14 protein-coding genes are annotated in these 16,486 nt (G+C 59.9%); 6 read left to right on the top strand and 8 right to left on the bottom strand.

Annotation, left to right across the window (positions count from 1 at the left end; genetic code table 11):
• Positions 1-15 precede the first annotated feature (15 nt).
• Positions 16-771, top strand: a complete 756-nt coding sequence (locus R6X40_RS28215) for a sugar transferase (RefSeq protein WP_318418129.1) — start codon at positions 16-18, stop codon at positions 769-771.
• A gap of 123 nt (positions 772-894) precedes the next feature.
• Here the strand turns inward: R6X40_RS28215 and R6X40_RS28210 are convergent, their stop codons facing one another.
• From R6X40_RS28210 to R6X40_RS28175, 8 genes are all read right to left on the bottom strand, one after another.
• The gene (locus tag R6X40_RS28210) at positions 895-2,619 is read right to left on the bottom strand and encodes an ABC transporter substrate-binding protein (protein WP_318418128.1); all 1,725 of its coding nucleotides are present in this window, start codon (positions 2,617-2,619) and stop codon (positions 895-897) included.
• A gap of 75 nt (positions 2,620-2,694) precedes the next feature.
• A complete protein-coding gene (locus R6X40_RS28205; protein WP_318418126.1) occupies positions 2,695-3,114 on the bottom strand; it encodes a DUF2160 domain-containing protein in 420 nt (139 codons plus the stop codon).
• A complete protein-coding gene (locus R6X40_RS28200) occupies positions 3,114-3,950 on the bottom strand; it encodes a carbohydrate ABC transporter permease (protein WP_318418125.1) in 837 nt (278 codons plus the stop codon). The genes R6X40_RS28205 and R6X40_RS28200 overlap by 1 nt, the downstream gene beginning before the upstream one ends.
• Before the next feature lie 21 nt (positions 3,951-3,971).
• Positions 3,972-4,838 carry a sugar ABC transporter permease gene (locus R6X40_RS28195; protein WP_318418123.1) on the bottom strand — a complete coding sequence of 289 codons (867 nt, stop codon included), beginning with the start codon at positions 4,836-4,838 and terminating at the stop codon, positions 3,972-3,974.
• Between the two features lie 2 nt (positions 4,839-4,840).
• Entirely contained in the window at positions 4,841-5,929 is a 1,089-nt protein-coding gene (locus R6X40_RS28190) for an ABC transporter ATP-binding protein (protein ID WP_318418121.1), read from the bottom strand.
• A gap of 10 nt (positions 5,930-5,939) precedes the next feature.
• Positions 5,940-7,022 (bottom strand): ABC transporter ATP-binding protein, encoded by a 1,083-nt coding sequence (locus R6X40_RS28185; RefSeq protein WP_318418120.1) that lies wholly within the window; start codon positions 7,020-7,022, stop codon positions 5,940-5,942.
• Between the two features lie 47 nt (positions 7,023-7,069).
• Complete coding sequence (gene glpD, locus R6X40_RS28180; RefSeq protein WP_318418118.1) at positions 7,070-8,611, bottom strand: glycerol-3-phosphate dehydrogenase; 1,542 nt, start codon at positions 8,609-8,611, stop codon at positions 7,070-7,072.
• Between the two features lie 105 nt (positions 8,612-8,716).
• On the bottom strand, positions 8,717-9,481 hold the full coding sequence (locus R6X40_RS28175; protein WP_318418116.1) for a DeoR/GlpR family DNA-binding transcription regulator: 765 nt from the start codon (positions 9,479-9,481) through the stop codon (positions 8,717-8,719).
• Positions 9,482-9,655: 174 nt separating this feature from the next.
• Between R6X40_RS28175 and R6X40_RS28170 the strand changes: the two genes are divergently transcribed.
• From R6X40_RS28170 to fdhF, 5 genes are all read left to right on the top strand, one after another.
• Entirely contained in the window at positions 9,656-10,426 is a 771-nt protein-coding gene (locus R6X40_RS28170) for an SDR family oxidoreductase (RefSeq protein ID WP_318418115.1), read from the top strand.
• 31 nt (positions 10,427-10,457) lie between these two features.
• Positions 10,458-11,351, top strand: coding sequence for a LysR family transcriptional regulator (locus R6X40_RS28165; protein WP_318418113.1), 894 nt, complete (start codon positions 10,458-10,460; stop codon positions 11,349-11,351).
• Between the two features lie 273 nt (positions 11,352-11,624).
• Positions 11,625-12,044: a formate dehydrogenase subunit gamma gene (locus R6X40_RS28160; protein WP_412178482.1), complete on the top strand. Its 420-nt coding sequence runs from the start codon at positions 11,625-11,627 to the stop codon at positions 12,042-12,044.
• Positions 12,041-13,597 carry an NADH-quinone oxidoreductase subunit NuoF gene (locus R6X40_RS28155; protein WP_318418110.1) on the top strand — a complete coding sequence of 519 codons (1,557 nt, stop codon included), beginning with the start codon at positions 12,041-12,043 and terminating at the stop codon, positions 13,595-13,597. Before R6X40_RS28160 ends, R6X40_RS28155 begins: the two co-directional genes overlap by 4 nt.
• A 5-nt stretch (positions 13,598-13,602) precedes the next feature.
• On the top strand, positions 13,603-16,482 hold the full coding sequence (gene fdhF, locus R6X40_RS28150) for a formate dehydrogenase subunit alpha (protein WP_318418108.1): 2,880 nt from the start codon (positions 13,603-13,605) through the stop codon (positions 16,480-16,482).
• The last annotated feature ends 4 nt before the right edge of the window (positions 16,483-16,486 follow it).

The raw sequence follows: 16,486 nt of genomic DNA, 5'->3' as shown, positions 1-16,486 counted from the left end.
AGGAGATGTAAAACCATGACGGAAAAAACACTGCCGCAACGAACACTTCCCATCCGGGGAACGAAAATCGGCAATACCAGAGCTCATTCTTCGACGCTTCCAGGCAAGCAATCCGCAACAGGCATTACCCAGTTTCATCTCAATCCGGTCCGCGTCCCGGACCTTCCCGTTCAGCTCGGAATCAAACGCACCGTCGATGCCACCAGCGCATTGTGCGGGCTTCTCGTTCTTGCGCCCGCTTTGGTTCTCATCGCGGCTCTTATGAAGCTGGACAGCAAGGGGCCGGTTTTCGCCCGGCAATTGCACACAGGCCTCAATGGAGCGCCCTTCACGCTTTTGACATTCCGCTGTCGGCCCATCGGCCTCGGTGACGGCTACAGCGCCTTTCAGCCCGAAACCGGCGTTTGGCACGTCACGCCGCTCGGGCGGCTCTTAAACAGCACCAATCTCGGCGCATTGCCGCGCTTGTGGAACGTACTGGTTGGCGACCTGTCGCTTGTTGGCCCTCGCCCGCACGTTCCCGACCTGCTGGCCGCAGGGCGCAGCTACAGTGACCTCATCCAGGGATATGAATACCGCAACCTGATGCGGCCGGGGCTTACAGGACTTGCACAGACCCACGGCTTCCGAGATCCGGCCGAGACCCCCAGGATGGCGTTCCGCCAGCTCATCTCCGATGTCGATTACATCGGGCAATTCTCACTGCTTCTGGACCTGAAGATCATGATACGTACCGCAATGAATGCCGTGAAGCGGCGGCCGCGGCCTTAGCAGAGCCACCACGACCCGACAGCAAAAACGAAAACCGCCCGAAGATCATCTCTTCGGGCGGTTTCATTTTTAACTGAGGCAGAAAACACGCTCCGGCACCGGTGTTACCCGGTGCCGGTTTGCTTACTTGCCCTGCCAGCTCTTGACCAGTTCGTCGTAGTTGACGGTCATCGGCTTTTCTTTTTCGTTCTCGATCTTCAGCTGCGGAGCGAGGTTACCCTTCGAAACGGCATCCTTGTTCCAGAAGTCGAGATCATGCTCTTCGGCGAGCTTCGGGCCGATATCACCCTGGACTCCGGAACGCTCGATGCGGCCCATCACCTTTTCCTGCTCGGCGCAAAGGCTATCCATGGCTTCCTGAGCAGTCTTCGCGCCCGAGGATGCATCACCGATTGCCTGCCACCACAGCTGTGCCAGCTTCGGATAATCGGGAACGTTGGTACCGGTCGGCGACCATTGGATACGGGCCGGCGAACGGTAGAACTCGACCAGACCGCCAAGGTTTTTGGCGCGTTCGGTGAAGCTCTTGTCCTGGATCGTCGATTCGCGGGCGAATGTCAGGCCAACCTGGCTCTTCTTCACGTCCACGGTCTTCGAGGTCACGAACTGCGCGTAAAGCCAGGCGGCCTTGGCGCGGTCTTCAGGGGTCGACTTCATCAGGGTCCAGGAACCCACGTCCTGGTAACCGAGCTTCATGCCGTCTTTCCAGTAGACGCCATGCGGGCTCGGAGCCATACGCCATTTCGGCGTGCCGTCTTCGTTGACGACCGGCAGGCCCGGCTTGACCGAGTCAGCCGTGAAGGCCGTGTACCAGAAGATCTGCTGGGCGACGTTGCCCTGGGCAGGAACCGGGCCGGCTTCACCGAAGGTCATGCCTGCTGCTTCCGGCGGAGAATAGGCCTTCAACCAATCGAGATATTTCTGGATCGAGTAGACTGCAGCCGGGCCGTTGGTGTCACCACCGCGAGCAACGCAGGAGCCGACCGGACGCGAATTTTCGTCGACCTTGATGCCCCATTCGTCAACCGGAAGACCGTTTGGCAGACCCTTGTCGCCGTTGCCGGCCATCGAAAGCCAGGCGTCGGTGAAGCGCCAGCCGAGCGACGGGTCCTTCTTGCCGTAGTCCATGTGACCATAGACCTTCTTGCCGTCGATTTCGCGACCGGTGAAGAATTCGGCGATGTCTTCGTAAGCGGACCAGTTGACCGGAACGCCGAGATCGTAGCCGTACTTCGCCTTGAAGTCGGCCTTGTTCTTGTCGTCGTTGAACCAATCATACCGGAACCAGTAAAGGTTGGCGAACTGCTGGTCGGGAAGCTGGTAGAGCTTCTTGTCCGGCGCGGTGGTGAACGACGTGCCGATAAAGTCGGCAATGTCGAGGCCGGGGTTGGTGACGTCCTTGCCTTCTTTGGCCATCCAGTCGGTCAGGTTGCGAACCTGCTGGTAGCGCCAATGGGTGCCGATCAGATCGCTATCGTTGACATAGGCGTCATAGATGTTCTCGCCCGTCTGCATCTGGGTCTGCAGCTTTTCAACCACATCGCCTTCGCCGATCAGGTCATGCGTGACCTTGATGCCCGTGATCGCGGTGAAGGCCGCGGCAAGGGTCTTGGATTCGTATTCATGCGTCGTCAGTGTTTCGGAAGCGACCTTGATATCCATGCCGGCAAAAGGCTTTGCAGCATCGATGAACCACTGCATTTCGGCTTCCTGACCGGCGCGATCGAGCGTCGAGACATCGCCGATTTCCTTATCGAGAAACTGCTTTGCCTCGTCCATGCCCGCGAATGCGGACCCGGTAAAGGCCAGCAGCAGAACTGCTGTCGATGTTAAAAGGTGCCGTCGCATAATTGTCCTCCCTTAAAGGTTTTGCGATTGCGATGTCGAACTGCCTCCCAGGCAATCCGTTTCAGTAATCTTGCCTCAAACCAGCTTGAAAACGCCGACGGCGTACACGAAGGAAAGCGCAAGAGCCCACCACACGTTGGGACCAACAAGTCCCAGCCATGCGAGATGAATGAAGGCGCTGCCAAGCAGCGAGACGAACAGCCGGTCGCCGCGCGTCGTCTCGAAACGAAGGATGCCGACACGCGGACTGCCACCCGGCCGCGCGTATTCCCACACAGCCATCAGCGACAGGAGCGCGAAGATGCTGAGGAAGAACATCGCGCCTGGAAACGACCATGCCATCCAGCCGCCACGGATCAGCGGCGCAAACCAATCGCGCACGCCATCCTTGATCGGCAAGATCGAGATCAACAGACCGGTAACGCCGACATAGACCAGCACGACGGCAGCCAGCGCCAGAGGCCAGCGAGAGTTACGTTGAGACACGGTGGCCATTAGACCCTCCCCAGGGCAAAGCCCTTGGCGATATAGTTTCTGACAAAATAGATGACGATCGCGCCGGGGATGATGGTGAGCACACCCGCGGCGGCAAGAACGCCCCAGTCCATGCCCGATGCAGACACCGTGCGCGTCATGATCGCGGCGATCGGCTTGGCGTCGGTCGTCGTCAATGTCCGGGCGATCAACAGTTCGACCCAGGAGAACATGAAGTTGAAGAACGCGGCCACACCGATGCCGGACGCGATCAGGGGGATGAAGATCCGGACGAAGAAGCGCGGGAACGAGTAGCCGTCGATATAGGCGGTTTCGTCGATCTCCTTTGGCACACCAGACATGAAGCCTTCGAGGATCCACACCGCCAGCGGCACGTTGAACAGGCAGTGCGCCAAGGCAACCGCGATATGCGTATCGATCAGGCCGAAGGCGGAATAGAGCTGGAAGAACGGCAGCGCGAAAACGGCCGGCGGTGCCATGCGGTTGGTGAGCAGCCAGAAGAACAGGTGCTTGTCGCCCAGGAACCGGTAACGCGAGAAGGCATAGGCTGCCGGCAACGCTACCGAGACCGAGATCACGGTGTTCATCACCACATAGATGATCGAGTTGATATAGCCTTTGTACCAGGACGGATCGGTGAAGATCACCGCGTAGTTCCGGAGCGTCGGCGCATGCGGATAGAGCGAGAAGGTACCGGTGATCTCGGTGTTCGTCTTGAAGCTCATGTTGACGAGCCAATAGATCGGCAAGAGCAGGAAAATGATGTAGATCGTGGGCACCAGCCAGGAGAGGCTGCGGCCGGATGCCAGGGGTGCAGGTTGTGTCGCGGTGGTCATTGTTTTTCCTCCCTCCGTCCGTCAGCTCTTGGCATCGCTATTGGTCATCACGGTGTAGAATATCCATGAGAGCAACAGGATGATCAGGAAGTAGATGAGCGAAAGTGCTGCTGCCGGACCGAGGTCGAACTGGCCGATGGCCGTTTTGACGAGATCGATCGACAGGAATGTGGTGGCATTGCCAGGTCCGCCGCCGGTGATGACGAAGGGCTCGGTATAGATCATGAAGCTGTCCATGAAGCGCAGCAGGAAAGCGATCAGCAGCACGCGCTTCATTTTCGGCAGCTGGATGTAGCGGAACACGGCCCAGCGCGAGGCACCATCGATCTTCGCAGCCTGATAATAGGCATCCGGGATCGACACGAGACCGGCATAGCAGAGCAGAACGACAAGGCTCGTCCAATGCCAGATGTCCATGACGATCAGCGTCACCCAAGCATCGAAGACGTTGTTGACGTAGTTATAGGGAATGCCGATCGCATCCAGCGTATAACCGAGCAGGCCGATATCGACGCGGCCGAACACCTGCCAGATGGTGCCGACGACGTTCCACGGAATGAGCAGCGGCAGCGACATCAGGACGAGGCAGACAGGAACGCCGAGCCCCGTCTTCGGCATGTTGAGGGCGATCAGAATGCCAAGTGGAATTTCGATCGCCAGGATGATGCCGGAGAAGATCAGGTTGCGGGTCAGCGCATCCCAGAAGCGGTCGGATTGCAGCACCTGGATGAACCAGTCGGTGCCTGCCCAGAAGAATTCGTTATTGCCGAACGTGTCCTGTACCGAATAGTTGACCACCGTCATCAACGGGATAACAGCCGAGAAGGCGACCAGCACCAGCACCGGCAGAACCATGAACCAGGCCTTGTTGTTCCAGGTCTTTTCCATGATTAGGCCTCCCCCCCTACCAGCAAGGAATCTTCGACACGCCATGAATCGGCGTAAATATTGATGGCATTGGGATCGAAAGTGATCTTCGGTTCTGCCGGAATCTCACCGTCCTCGTGGACGACGATGGCGATCGGCCGGTTGGCAAAGGTGGCGCGAACAATCTTCTGGCGGCCGATATCCTCGACCTTGGAAATCGTGACCGGCATGCCTTCACGGCCAAGCCGGACGAATTCCGGACGGATACCGAGCTCGGTCTTGGCACCGGCTGCAAACTTTGGCGCGAACGACAGGGCGATCTTCTGCCCATCGAGATCGACGGAGGACCCATCGATCTTCGCCGGCAAGACATTCATGCCCGGTGAACCGATGAAATAGCCGACGAATGTGTGCTTCGGCTTTTCGAAAAGCTCGGCCGGCGTGCCGATCTGCACGATCTCGCCGTCATACATGACGACGACCTTGTCGGCGAAGGTGAGCGCTTCGGTCTGGTCATGCGTGACATAGACCATGGTGAAGCCGAACTGCTTGTGCAGCCGCTTCAACTGCGAGCGCAGCACCCATTTCATATGCGGATCGATGACCGTCAGCGGCTCGTCGAACAAGATGGCGCTGACGTCGGAGCGGACAAGACCCCGGCCGAGCGAGATCTTCTGCTTCTGGTCGGCCGTCAGCCCTTGCGCCTTTTTCTTCGCACGGTCGGATAGGCCGATCATTTCGAGGATTTCGGTAACGCGGCGATCGACTTCCGTTTCCGGAACACGGCGGTTGCGCAGCGGAAAGGCCAGATTGTCGTAGACGGTCATCGTGTCGTAGATCACCGGAAACTGGAACACCTGGGCGATGTTGCGCTCCTGTGTCGACAGATTGGTAACATCCTTGCCGTCAAACAGGATCTTGCCTTCCGATGGCTGCAACAGCCCGGAAATGATGTTGAGCAGCGTGGTCTTGCCGCAACCGGAAGGACCGAGCAGCGCATAGGCACCGCCGTCATTCCATTCGTGATGCACTTCCTTCAGCGAATAGTCCGAAGGCTTTTTCGGGTTCGGGCCGTAGGCGTGGCGAATATGGTCGAGATTGATGCGTGCCATGATTTTCTCCTCACGCCCCCCGAGCAGCAGAGCCGCCGATCGCGCGTCCATCCTGCCCGAAGGCCATCAGGTGGCGGGTATCGACGAAAAGCTCGACCGCCGTATCCGGCTCGATGTCGTGAATGCCGTGTTCGAGCATGACCCAGCGCGATCCCGCGCAGTCGACATGGATAAAGCTCTCCGAACCGGCGATTTCCGAAATGATGATGCGCGCCTTCAGCGTTGCCGCCGTGTCATGCGGGCGGGCAAGCGACAGGTGATGTGGATGGAAAGCGATGGTGTAGGCATCATCGGCAATACCGGCCAAATGCGCCGGTACCGGCAGGACGTTCAGCCCACCCCGTTCGAACGCGTTGCCGGACTTCACGACGTCGAGCGTATTGAGCGGCGGATCGGCAAAGGTTTTTGCGGTCGCGATATCGGCCGGCTTGCGATAGACGGAAATGGTCGGCCCGAACTGGCTGATGCGGCCCTGGCTCAGCGTCGCCGTGCTGCCGCCGAGAAGCAGCGCTTCCTGCGGTTCGGTCGTCGCATAGACAAAGATCGAACCGGCGGCGGCAAACAGCTTCGGCAACTCTTCGCGCAGTTCCTCGCGCAGCTTGTAATCGAGGTTGGCAAGCGGCTCGTCGAGCAGAACGAGGCTGGCATTCTTGACAATGGCCCGCGCCAGCGCCGTACGCTGCTGCTGGCCACCCGACAGGTTGAGCGGCGTGCGCTCCAGAAAGGGCGTCAGCTTCATCAGCTCGGCTGCCTTGCGCACTTCGCGATCGATCGTTGCCGCGTCCTTGCCCGAGATGCGCATCGGCGAGGCGATGTTCTCGTAGACGGTCATCGCCGGATAATTGATGAACTGCTGGTAGACCATGGCGACAGAGCGATCCTGCACGCGCACGCCGGTCACATCCTTCCCGTCGAACGTGATGGTTCCGGTGGTCGGCTTATCAAGGCCCGCCATCAACCGCATCAGCGATGTCTTGCCCGACAGCGTCGGGCCCAAAAGCACATTAAGCGAGCCCCGCTCCAGCACAAGATCGGTCGAGTGGATATGCGTATCCGCCCCCACGACCTTGGTTATGTTTTTCAGTTCAAGCATTCTCAGGCTTCCTCCCAGCCATAGGCAACGCCATCCCGGCGCGACCTTCAGGCAACGTTGCGGATAGTCTCCCGCATGTATTCCTCCAACCCGGCGGCTTCCGCCTGGGTCAATGTCAGTCCAAGCTTGGTGCGGCGCCACAGGATGTCCTCGGCACGCCGCGCCCACTCCTCGGCAATCAGCCACTGCACCTCGACCTCGTAGAGATCGGCGCCGAAATGCCTGCCGAGATCCTCGTTCTTGGCAGCATTTCCAAGCAGACCCGCCGCCAGCGTGCCGTAGAGGCGAACCAGGCGGCGCGCGTAGCGTTCGGCCAGAAACGGATAGCGGCTCTTCAGCTTCAACACTTCGGCCTCGTAGCCGGTCGCCGGAAAATCACCGCCCGGCAGCACGCTCCTGGCAGTCCACGGATTGCCCTTGGCCCCGATAGCGCTGGCAATCTTTTCCAGCGCATGTTCGCCAAGCCGGCGATAGGTGGTCAGCTTGCCGCCAAAGACGTTGAGCAGAGGCGCCTCGCCCGTCTCGCCGTCGATCTTCAGCACGTAATCGCGCGTCGCTTCCTGCGCCTTCGAAGCGCCATCGTCGAACAGCGGCCGCACACCGGAATAGGTCCAGACCACATCCGAAGGCTTGACGGGTTCGGAGAAATATTCGCTTGCCGCATTGCAGAGATAATTGATCTCGCCATCGGTGATCTGGATGTTCTTCGGGTCGCCGGTGAAATCGTTGTCGGTCGTGCCGATCAAGGTAAAATCGGTCTCGTAAGGGATCGCGAAGATGATGCGATTGTCCGGGTTCTGGAAGAAGTATGCGCGACTATCGTTGAACTTCTTCTTCACGACGATATGGCTGCCCTGAACCAGCCGGACATTGTGGACCTTGTTCTTGCGCACCGCATGGGTCAGCACGACATCAACCCAGGGGCCTGCAGCATTGACCAGCATGCGGGCCTTGAAGGTATTGACGGCACCGGTCGCCCCATCCTCGACACTGACGGACCAGATGCCATCCTGACGCTCGGCCGAAACGACGCGGCTGCGCGTCATGATATGCGCGCCCTTGAGCGCTGCATCCTTGGCATTGAGAACCACGAGGCGGGCGTCATCCACCCAGCCATCGGAATATTCGAACGCCTTAGTGAACAGCGCCTTCAAGGGCTTTGCAGCCGGATCGCGCCGCATGTCGAGCGTGCGGGTGGCGGGCAAAAGCTTGCGGCCACCGATATGGTCGTAGAGGAAAAGACCGAGGCGGATCAACCAAGCCGGACGGATGCCGCCCTTGTGGAACGGCAGAACGAAGCGCATCGGCCAGATGATGTGTGGCGCCATCGCCCAGAGCACTTCGCGCTCCATTAGCGACTCGCGCACCAGCCGGAATTCGTAATGCTCGAGATAACGCAGCCCACCATGAATGAGCTTGGTGGCACGTGAGGAAGTGCCGGAGGCGAAATCGTCCATTTCGGCCAGCGCAACCGAATATCCACGGCCGACAGCATCTCTTGCGATGCCACATCCGTTGATACCGCCACCGATCACGAAAATGTCGAGTACATCCTGCGCAGGCACTGCTTCCCCTCCCACATTTCGCATTGCACAATTTTGAGCACATGCGAAAGTAAAAATAATTAAAGCGAAAACCGTACGAATGTCAAACGAATGTTCGTGGAAACCAAGCAGCCGCTAAAATCAGCGATTTCAGCGCGAAGTTTCGATTAGTCGAACATCCTGCTCCTGACAGATGCTGCGGACGTTTTCGATCGGGCAGATATCGGTAATGAAGGTGTGAACCTGGGTAATATGGCCGATCCGAACGGGCGCAGTCCGCTCGAATTTGGTTGAATCGGACACCAGAATGACATGCCGGGCATTGGCGATAATCGCCTGCGCCACCTTCACTTCGCGATAATCGAAATCCAGAAGCGCGCCGTCATGATCGATCGCCGATGCGCCGATCACTGCATAATCAACCTTGAACTGGCGGATAAAATCCACCGCCGCCTCGCCGACGATACCCCCATCGGCACCGCGCACGACACCACCGGCAATCACCACTTCGATCGAGGGAAAGACACGCAACCGATTGGCCACATTGATATTATTGGTGATGACCATCAGTTCCGTATGATCCAGCAGAGCCTCGCCGACCGCTTCCGTGGTCGTGCCGATATTGATGAACAACGAGGAATTGTTCGGGATCATTGCGGCTGCCGCCTGGCCGATTGCCTGCTTTTCCAGCGCTGCGATCGAGCGCCTGGCCTCGTACTTCACATTCTCATTGCCGCGCGGAAAAACTGCTCCGCCGTGGATGCGCGTTAGCACCCTGCCATCGCAGAGATCGTTCAGATCCTTGCGGATGGTCTGCGGCGTCACAGAAAAGCGCGCTGCGAGTTCATCGACCAGAACCCGGCCTTCTGTCTTGGCAAGTTCCAGGATTTCCGACTGGCGCGCCGTCAGGTACATGATTATTCCTCCCCGTCGTTTTCGTTTTCTTTCATAATATGCAAAAACGAAAGCAGCGCAATTTCATAAACGCGGCGAGTGCTTGAAAATGAACCCTTCTCAAAGAAGGGAACCCCGCCGCGTTGCAATTCCTGTCATCATGCGACAGCCTGTCGGTCGCGGGAGGTACTTACAATGTTTCATCCATCGTTGTTCAAAGGTCTGAACGTCGTCGTCACCGGCGCCGGCCGCGGCATCGGCCTGGAGGTCGCACGCCAGTTTCTCGATTGCGGCGCAACCGTCTATCTGCATGGCGGACGCACGGCGCGAGAGCCGTTGCCGGATTTTCTCGATGCGGCGCTGACCGAAGGCCGGGCGTTCCTCTCCTATGCCGATTTCTCGACTGCAGGCGGCATCGAATTGCTCGCCACCAGTATTGCCTCGCGATTCCAGACGATCGACATACTCGTCAACAATGCCGGCACGATGGTCGGGCGGTTTCTTGCCGGTGACCTGACTGACGAACAATATGAGACGGTGGTGCAACTGAACCAGACCTCGGTGGTCCAGACCACCCGCGCGCTGCTGCCGCTGATCCGGCGTGGTACCCATCCGGCGATCATCAACACGGTGTCGATTTCGGCACTCACCGGCGGCAGTGCCGGATCGGCGATCTATTCCGCCACCAAGGCCTTCGTCTCCACCTATTCCAAGGCGCTTGCCCGCGAACTGGCGCCGGACGGCATCCGCGTCAATTGCGTTTCGCCGGGAACGATCACCACGGATTTTCATGAACGCTACTCATCCGCCGAAAAGCTCGAAGCCACCCGCAAGACCATTCCGCTGCAACGGCTGGGCACCGCAGAGGATTGCGCGCCGGCCTATTTGTTCCTCGCCTCGAACGCGCTCTCGGGTTACATCACCGGCCAGGTGCTGGAAGTGAACGGCGGTCAATTGATCTGCTGAGCGCAGGTTTTAGCGTCGGGGAGGGTGGCGATTGATCGACAAGCTGGAATTCTTCATTGCGCTTGCGCAGGAGCGCCATTTCGGCCGCGCCGCCGATCTCTGCGGTATCACCCAGCCGACGCTATCGGCCGCGATCAAGCAGCTGGAGGACCAGCTGGGCGTGATGCTGGTCAATCGCGGCTCGCGCTACCAGAGCCTGACGCCGGAAGGCCAGCGTGTGCTGGAATGGGCCCGCCGGATCGTCGGTGATTCCCGCACCATGCATGAGGAAATGCGCGCGGCCCGGCGCGGTCTGGTCGGTCATATCCGGCTGGCCGCAGTACCGACGACGCTTGCCATGGTGCCGCGCATCACCGCACCGTTTCAGGAAAAGCACCCGGACGTCACCTTTTCCATCCTCTCCACCACATCGCTGAAAATCCTCGGCCTGCTCGAAAACCTGGAGATCGACGCCGGCCTCACCTATCTGGAAAACGAGCCGCTTGGGCGGGTCACCAGCGTCCCGCTGCAGGTGGAGCGCTACCATCTGGTGACCGCTGCGGGATCTCCCCTTTCGGATCGCGAAACTGTGACCTGGAAGGAAGTCGGCGGCATTCGGCTTTGTCTGTTGACCGCCGATATGCAGAACCGGCGCATCATCAACCAGCATTTCGCGGAAGCTGGCGTCACCGTGTCGCCGACGTTGGAATCCAACTCGATGATCGTCCTGTTCTCTCATGTGCGCACCGGTCACTGGGCCAGTATTATGCCCTATAACGTCGCGAAATCATTCGGTTTTCACGAGGAAATCAAGCTCATCCCGATCATCGAGCCGGACGCCCGGCACACGGTCGGCTTGGTCGCGACGCACCGGGAACCCTTTACGCCGCTCGTCTCGGCGCTGCTGCATGAGGCGCGCATTCTGGCCGATGCCCAGGCGCTTTGATAGAAAACATCTATCGCTTAACGGAATACGCCTATTGACCCTCCCTCAGCCTGCTGACACGCTGTCTTTCAGTGCGTGAGCTGCGAAACCGCGTGTTTTTTGGTCCTTTTGAACCAAGAATCGGAATGAAACGATGGTCTGGAGGGGCTTCGTTTGATTTGAGGGATCGCCGATTACGACCAATTGTTCATTTCAGTTCGGGAGGTCTGAACGTTGAACCTGCATGTATCAAGTCGTGATATCGGTGAACGGACGCTGGATATCGTCAGCGCGATGAAGTCGCTCGAAGGGCCGCTTCTGCCGATCCTGCACGAGATCCAGGCCGAATTCGGCTATGTGCCGCAGGAGGCCCTGCCGATCATTGCCCGCGAACTCAACCTGTCACGCGCCGAAGTGCACGGTGTCGTCTCCTTCTATCACGATTACCGCGATCACCCTGCGGGCCGGCATGTCTTGAAACTCTGTCGGGCCGAGGCCTGCCAGTCGATGGGCGGCGACCAGCTGGCCGAACGGGTCAAGTCCCTGCTGGGCATCGATTTCCACCAGACGACACTCGATGGCGCAGTAACGCTCGAACCCGTCTATTGTCTCGGGCTCTGTTCCACCGCACCCGCCGCGATGCTCGACGGCGAGGTGCACGGAAGGCTGGATGCGGACGCAGTACGTGACCTCGTTGCGGAGGTGCGGGCATGAGCGTACGGATTTTCGTTCCCCAGGATGCGGCAGCACTCGCGCTCGGCGCTGATCGGGTTGCCAAGGCATTGTCGCGAGACATCGAAGCCCGCGGCATCGATGCGACGATCGTTCGCAACGGTTCGCGCGGCCTGCATTGGCTGGAGCCGATGGTCGAAGTCGAGACGCCTGATGGGCGCATCGCCTATGGTCCGGTCAAGGCTTCGGATGTCGCCTCTCTCTTGGATGCAGGCCTGGCGACGGGCAGCAGCCATCCGCTCTGTCTCGGGAAAACCGAGGAACTACCATTCCTGAAAAACCAGACACGGCTGACCTTTGCCCGCTGCGGCATCGTCGATCCTTTGTCGCTGGAGGACTACAAGGCCCATGACGGCCTGAAGGGTCTTGCCAAGGCCGTGGCGATGGCGCCAGCCGACGTGGTGACACAAGTAACCGAAAGCGGCCTGCGTGGTCGCGGCGGCGCCGGTTTCCCGACCGGTATCAAGTGGAAGACCGTGCTCGATACGGCCGGTGACCGCAAATACATCGTCTGCAATGCCGATGAAGGCGACAGTGGCACCTTCGCCGACCGGATGATCATGGAGGGCGACCCCTTTGTCGTGATCGAGGGCATGACGATCGCTGGTCTGGCAACGCTTGCGACCAAGGGTTTCGTCTATATCCGTTCGGAATATCCGCATGCCATCGCAACGATGACAGAGGCCGTCGAAATCGCCCGGCGCGCCGGTATTCTCGGCGCATCGGTGCTCGGCTCCGGCCGGGCGTTCGATATCGAAATCCGCACAGGCGCCGGCGCTTATGTCTGCGGCGAAGAAACTGCGCTATTGAATTCACTGGAAGGCAAGCGCGGCATCGTCCGCGCCAAGCCGCCGTTACCGGCTCACAAGGGCCTGTTCAACTGTCCGACTGTCATCAACAATGTCATCTCGCTCGCCTCTGTTCCGATCATCATGGACAAGGGCTCGGCCTATTATAAAGACTTTGGCATGGGCCGCTCGCGCGGCACGATCCCGATCCAGATCGCCGGCAACGTCAAGCATGGCGGACTTTATGAGGCAGCCTTCGGCCTGACGCTCGGCCAGATCGTCGATGAGATCGGCGGCGGCACCGCGACGGGCCGGCCGGTCAAGGCCGTACAGGTTGGCGGCCCGCTCGGCGCCTATTTCCCGCGTGCCCTGTTCGACACGCCGTTCGACTATGAGGCCTTCGCCGCCAGGGACGGCCTGATCGGCCATGCCGGCATCACCGTCTTCGACGACACCGCCGACATGCTGAAACAGGCCCGCTTCGCCATGGAGTTCTGCGCCATCGAGTCCTGCGGCAAGTGCACCCCCTGCCGCATCGGCTCCACCCGTGGCGTCGAAACCGCTGACAAGATCGCCCAGGGCATCGAACCCGAAAAGAACCTCGCGCTGCTCGCCGACCTCTGCAACACGATGAAATTCGGCTCGCTCTGCGCGCTCGGCGGCTTCACGCCCTATCCTGTGACCAGCGCCATGAACCACTTCCCGGACGATTTCCGCCCGGCTCCCCTTGTCGAAGCTGCGGAGTAATTCCCATGCCCCTCGTCTCTGAAATCGACTTCGGTACCCCCGCCTCCCGCTCGGAAAAGATGGTAACGCTGACCATCGACGGCAACGAGATCACCGTGCCGGAGGGCACCTCGATTATGCGCGCCTCGATGGAGGTCGGCATCAAGGTGCCGAAACTCTGCGCCACCGACATGGTCGATGCGTTCGGCTCTTGCCGCCTCTGTCTCGTGGAAATCGAAGGCCGCAATGGTACGCCGGCATCCTGCACCACGCCTGTCGCCCCCGGCATCACAGTCCACACCCAGACCAGCCGCCTGAAGGACATTCGCAAGGGCGTCATGGAGCTTTATATCTCCGACCACCCGCTCGACTGTCTGACCTGCGCCGCCAATGGTGACTGCGAATTGCAGGACATGGCCGGTGCTGTCGGCCTCCGTGATGTGCGCTACGGCTATGAAGGCGACAACCACGTCAAGGCGCGCAACAATGGCGACGTCAACGCCAAGTGGATGCCGAAGGACGAGTCTAATCCCTACTTCACCTATGATCCGTCGAAATGCATCGTTTGTTCGCGATGCGTGCGCGCCTGCGAAGAGGTTCAGGGCACGTTTGCGCTGACCATCGAGGGCCGTGGTTTCGGCTCCCGCGTTTCGCCCGGCATGCACGAAAACTTCCTGGAATCGGAATGCGTTTCCTGCGGTGCTTGCGTCCAGGCCTGCCCGACCGCGACGCTGACTGAAAAGTCCGTCATCGCCATCGGCCAGCCCGAGCATTCCGTCGTCACCACCTGCGCCTATTGCGGCGTCGGCTGTTCGTTCAAGGCGGAGATGCGCGGCGAAGAGCTGGTCCGCATGGTGCCGTGGAAGGACGGACAGGCCAATCGCGGCCATTCCTGCGTCAAGGGCCGCTTCGCCTACGGCTATTCGACCCACAAGGAACGCATCCTCAACCCGATGATCCGTGAAAAGATCAGCGATCCCTGGCGCGAAGTCAGCTGGGAAGAGGCGCTGGCCCATACGGCTTCCGAATTCCGCCGGATCCAGTATCAATACGGCCGTGAATCAATCGGCGGCATCACCTCGTCGCGTTGCACCAATGAAGAAACCTATCTCGTCCAGAAGCTGATCCGCGCGGGCTTTGGGAACAACAATGTCGATACCTGTGCCCGCGTCTGTCACTCGCCGACAGGCTACGGTCTCGGCGCCACCTTCGGCACCTCGGCCGGCACGCAGAATTTCGATTCGGTCGAACATACCGATGTCGTCATCGTCATCGGCGCCAACCCGACCGATGGCCATCCGGTCTTTGCCTCGCGTCTGAAGAAGCGCCTGCGCCAAGGCGCAAAGCTGATCGTCATCGATCCGCGCCGTACCGACATGGTCTCCTCGCCGCACATCAAGGCGTCGCATCATCTGCCGCTGCGCCCCGGCACCAACGTCGCCATCGTTACGGCACTCGCCCATGTCATCGTCACCGAAGGCCTGTTCGACGAAAAATTCATCCGCGAACGCTGCGACTGGTCTGAATTCGAGGATTGGGCAGCCTTCGTCGCCGAACCGCATCACAGCCCGGAAGCCATCGAACAGCTTACGGGCGTTCCGGCAGAAGAAGTCCGTGGCTCTGCCCGCCTGTTTGCCACCGGCGGCAACGGCTCGATCTATTACGGCCTCGGCGTTACCGAACACAGCCAGGGTTCGACGACAGTCATCGGCATCGCCAACCTCGCCATGGCGACCGGCAATATCGGCCGTCCGGGCGTCGGCGTGAACCCGCTACGCGGCCAAAATAACGTCCAGGGCGCCTGCGATATGGGCTCCTTCCCACACGAACTGCCGGGCTATCGCCACGTTTCCGACGATGCGACCCGGGATATCTTCGAAAAGCTCTGGGGCGTCACAATCTCCAACGAACCGGGCCTGCGCATTCCCAACATGCTGGATGCTGCCGTCGATGGATCCTTCAAGGGCATCTACATCCAGGGCGAGGACATTCTTCAGTCAGACCCCGACACCAAGCACGTCTCGGCTGGCTTGGCCGCCATGGAATGCGTCGTCGTCCAGGACCTGTTCCTCAACGAAACCGCCAATTACGCCCATGTCTTCCTGCCGGGCTCGACCTTCCTCGAAAAGGACGGCACCTTCACCAATGCCGAGCGCCGCATCAACCGCGTCCGCCGCGTCATGACGCCCCGCAACGGCTATGCCGATTGGGAAGTGACCCAGAAGCTGGCGCAGGCGATGGGCCTTGCCTGGAATTACAACCATCCGTCCGAGATTATGGACGAGATCGCCGCAACAACACCGAGCTTCGCGCTGGTGTCCTACGACTATCTGGAAAAGATGGGCTCCGTGCAGTGGCCCTGCAACGAGAAGACGCCGCTCGGTTCGCCGATCATGCATATCGACGGTTTTGTGCGCGGCAAGGGCAAGTTCATCCGCACCGAATATGTCGCGACCGACGAAAAAACCGGCCCGCGCTTCCCGCTGCTGCTCACCACCGGCCGTATTCTCAGCCAGTACAATGTCGGCGCCCAGACCCGGCGCACCGACAACGTCGTCTGGCACGAGGAAGACCGGCTGGAAATCCACCCGCACGATGCCGAACTGCGCGGCGTGCGCGATGGCGACTGGGTGAAGCTGCAGAGCCGCTCCGGCGATACCACGCTGCGCGCGCTGATCACCGACCGCGTCGCCCCCGGTGTCGTCTACACCACCTTCCACCACCCGACGACGCAGGCCAACGTCATCACCACCGACTTCTCCGACTGGGCAACCAACTGTCCGGAGTATAAGGTGACAGCAGTCCAGATCTCGCCATCGAACGGCCCGTCGCAATGGCAGGTGGACTACGACGAACAAGCCCGCCAGTCCCGCCGCATCGCCGGCAAGCTGGAGGCGGCGGAGTAGGCAT

It is taken from the genome of Rhizobium sp. PL01, from assembly GCF_033447125.1.
In the GTDB taxonomy this organism is placed as follows: domain Bacteria; phylum Pseudomonadota; class Alphaproteobacteria; order Rhizobiales; family Rhizobiaceae; genus Pararhizobium.
This window is presented reverse-complemented; position numbering and strand designations above follow the sequence as displayed.